Genomic DNA, 3,548 nt, shown 5'->3' with positions numbered 1-3,548 from the left:
GTAAAGTTCGCATGACCCGGGAGGAAAAAGGGAAAACACCCTCGACCAACACTGTCTAGATGCCATTGGAGGAACCTTGCCGAGCACAGCGACCCTCCAACGAGACACCATCTAGACTAAACGTTGGCAGCAACTCAAAAACCAAACAATCATTCAAAGTGAAAAAATATTCCTTACTTCTACTTCTAATTTCCCTTTCAGGCTTCGGACAAACAAATGAAAGGAATGAAAGAAAAGAAATTTACGAACAGATTTTACGAAATCTAATTGAGCCTGATAAGCATATAATTAATGAAACAATCGCGCATTTCAAAAATTATGATGTAGATGGAGATTTTCAAAAGTGGTTTTATGACCAATTTCCACCTACAATGACTATCGGAGTAGAACCTGTAAAGTATGAAAAGACGGTAAAGGATTATCTTATTTCAAATAAATCCGATTTTGATGTTGAAAATTTAATATACCAAATAGAAAACGGAAAATTAGATTATTTAGAAAACTATCTGGGAACCGATAATCTAATTTCTTATAAAAAAGCGCCACTGAGAAACTCTTGGTTAGGAAATATTTTTAAAAAGAAAGAAGCTTACGGATTTAGTAATATCATTTTAGGGTCTGATTTTGCGGTTGTTAAAATAAATTTGTTTTCCAGGGCCAGGAAAAATCATATTAACTCTCGAATTGTAATTTTAGAAAAAATAAATAACAACTGGAAAATAGCTAAAGTCCTTTATGAAAAAGACCATTTTTTAAAAGACAAATAAAGCAGCTGCCAACAACATATAAAAACAATGCTTAAAACAGTCTCAAATCGAAACATCGTGCTCACTTGCTCAGCGGATTGTCCTGCGAACAATCACACTCGCCAGCTCGCACAGTTTTTATACGAGACGTTGTATGGTATTTTGTATCATGAAAGAAATACTAAAAGAAGTTTTTAAAGCTTTCTCAATATTAGCCTTTGTAATACTTACAATAGCAGCAATCTTCTTCCTAATTGTGATAAGTCAATTGGCAGAAGCTTGGTAGGGCATTTAAAATCTATAAAGTGAATAAAAGAACAGTACAAGCTTATTTCTGGGTGACATTCCTTATTTCACTTTTGGCTCTTTTTCTGAATGGTGGTTTGGGTTTGCTTGTGTTTGGAATAGTAATATTGGCAGCACTAATATTCCATGTTATAGTGGGTTTAAAGTGGAAGTACTCTATAAATAAGAATTATCTTATCACGCTGTCCGCCACTAATCTCCTATTGTTTGCCTTGGTTCGGGTTGATGGTGTTCATGCTTTTACTGATAGTGGTTTGAGTGCTTTGTTGAACTTGATAGGCTTGAGCGGTGGCTACAGCCGCCGTTATGAAGAATTATTCATGTGGACTTCGCTTTTGCTCTTTATCTCACAAGTAGTTATTGACATCGCATTGTACCGAAAAAATAAACAAGTCAGAAGTGTTATAAACTGAATCAAGAAAAACAACATACAACAAAGTTCATAATTTAGGCTTCGGCTACGCCTCACCCACATTATGCACGAGTAACGTTAGCGTACATCCCAAAACAAATTACATTGATGATTGAAAGTTTAATAAGCATCAGAATCAAGCAAATCTACAGAGCGGGAGTAGAACTTGGGCTGTTGAGGACACTGGCGCTTCTAATTTTCTTGGGGTCTGGCGCTTTCATACTGTTAATGCAGACTGCCACCACTCTAACTATAAGCTCCGTTGTAGGAGTTTATTTGTTTGCCCTAACACTCCTACACTTAAGGAGGCAAGATAGGATGTTCCTGAAGAGCCATTTCAATTCCCACAAATGGATTTGCCTAATCGAGTATCTTCTTCTATCCCTCCCGTTGATAGCCTTTATGGCGTATCATTTTCAATGGGTGCCAGCACTTATACTGTTAACAGGGCTAGTTGTAGTAGTCAATTTAGACTTTAAGCCAAACACGCGAAGTCTCAATACAAAAGTTCAAGATTTAATTCCAGAGGAGTGCTTCGAATGGAAAGCTGGTATGAGAAAGTCATTTTTCACAATAATCATACTTTTGATGGTGGGTTTGGGTACGTCCTTTTTTATAGGCAGTGTTCCGATTGTGATTTTCATTCTAGGGCTCCTGCCTATGAGCTTTTACAAGAGAGGCGAACCTTACCAGATGATTACCTCATTTGAGGTAGGCTCTAACAGATTTTTACTTAACAAGATAAAATGGCAGGTCCTAATTTTCACTATCCTGTGCGTGCCTCTCATCGCCGTATTTATAGTATTCCATCAGGACAGATGGTTTATACCCGTCGTGGAGTATTTAATTTTTGTTTCGGTGCATGTTTACATGATACTTACAAAATATGCCTTTTACGAGCCGAATAGCAGGTCTTCTGCTGTACAGACCTTTGGTACCGTTGGGGCGACGGGAGTCATCTTTCCTGTATTCATACCGCTAGTATGGCTTCTATCAATAAGATTTTATTTCAAAGCACGGCGAAACCTCAATTTCTATCTGGATGATTTCAATTAATAACCTTGTCGTTTCCTATAGCAAAAAGGAAAATATAATTGATTCGCTAAGCTTGGAATTAGCTGAAAGCACCATACATGGGATTGTCGGTTTAAATGGCGCAGGCAAAACAACTCTTTTGGATGCAGTATATGGACTTACGAAAAGCAATTCCGGTGAAATTAGCTTTAGGGGTGAAAAGTTAAACAAAAGACAGGTTTCTTATCTGGTAACTGAAAACTTCTTCTATTCAAATATTACAGGCAGAGAGTATCTTGGTTTATTTCAAAATAAGTTGTTTGATACAGCCAAGTGGAATGAGCTGTTTTGTCTTCCGCTCGACCAGATTGTCGATGACTATTCAACGGGCATGAAAAAGAAATTGGCACTACTCGGGGTTTTGAAACAAGACAAGCCAATCTTGATTTTGGATGAGCCCTTTAACGGCTTAGATATGGAAACGTGTAGAATCATACGCTCCCTATTACTGCAACTACAGGAAAAAGGCAAGACTATTATCATCACCTCCCATATAATGGAAACTTTGACCAACCTGTGCGATTTTATACACTACCTTGAAAATGGTAGGATAAAGTATAGCAAAGGGAAATCAGACTTTGCCGCATTTGAACAAGAGCTTTTTGAATCGCTTGAAAATAAGAATGCTAAACTAATAGCAGAGTTATTTGAAAAAGGAACAACACGCTAACCCTGCACAGGCTCCATACTCGGCTGCGCCTCGTTCGCAGCCTGTACTAACCGTTGGCAAACATATAAAGCATGAAAGGATAAACCAGTTATCTTGAAAATCACACAAGCATATAGTATCAAACCTTGTTTTCACACTCCTTCACCCTAAGCTATGCAACTAACGATTGTTTACCTATTGAGCTTGCTGAGTATCTTGCAAACACCAGCAGCGTACAGTTTGGTCATCTTCAATCCTAATCGCAATTACTCCTACCAAGCTTTCTTCGTAAGCCCCTCTGGCGATACTTTAACCAGAGAGCAGATAACACTCCAACCTAACGGGCAGCCGTGGAAGTACG

5 protein-coding genes are annotated in these 3,548 nt (G+C 38.1%); all 5 read left to right on the top strand.

Annotation, left to right across the window (positions count from 1 at the left end):
• Window positions 1-158: 158 nt before the first annotated feature.
• Window positions 159-767 carry a hypothetical protein gene (locus ACFSRY_RS05660; RefSeq protein WP_377503929.1) on the top strand — a complete coding sequence of 203 codons (609 nt, stop codon included), beginning with the start codon at window positions 159-161 and terminating at the stop codon, window positions 765-767.
• A gap of 284 nt (window positions 768-1,051) precedes the next feature.
• Window positions 1,052-1,465 (top strand): hypothetical protein, encoded by a 414-nt coding sequence (locus ACFSRY_RS05655; protein WP_377503927.1) that lies wholly within the window; start codon window positions 1,052-1,054, stop codon window positions 1,463-1,465.
• Window positions 1,466-2,016: 551 nt separating this feature from the next.
• Window positions 2,017-2,520 (top strand): hypothetical protein, encoded by a 504-nt coding sequence (locus ACFSRY_RS05650; protein ID WP_377503925.1) that lies wholly within the window; start codon window positions 2,017-2,019, stop codon window positions 2,518-2,520.
• A complete protein-coding gene (locus ACFSRY_RS05645) occupies window positions 2,507-3,208 on the top strand; it encodes an ABC transporter ATP-binding protein (RefSeq protein WP_377503923.1) in 702 nt (233 codons plus the stop codon). Before ACFSRY_RS05650 ends, ACFSRY_RS05645 begins: the two co-directional genes overlap by 14 nt.
• Window positions 3,209-3,361: 153 nt before the next feature.
• A partial coding sequence (locus tag ACFSRY_RS05640) for a hypothetical protein (RefSeq protein ID WP_377503921.1) occupies window positions 3,362-3,548 on the top strand: 187 nt, incomplete at its 3' end.

Source organism: Pontibacter locisalis, assembly GCF_042684605.1.
Lineage (GTDB): Bacteria > Bacteroidota > Bacteroidia > Cytophagales > Hymenobacteraceae > Pontibacter > Pontibacter locisalis.
Note: the sequence above shows the minus strand (reverse complement) of the source record. Positions and strands in the feature narration are given on the sequence as shown.

Bases quoted from the DNA above. Each gene is read 5' to 3' on its own strand.
- ACFSRY_RS05645 (WP_377503923.1), top strand. From the start codon at position 2,507: ATGATTTCAATTAATAACCTTGTCGTTTCCTATAGCAAAAAGGAAAAT.
- ACFSRY_RS05650 (WP_377503925.1), top strand. From the start codon at position 2,017: ATGAGAAAGTCATTTTTCACAATAATCATACTTTTGATGGTGGGTTTG.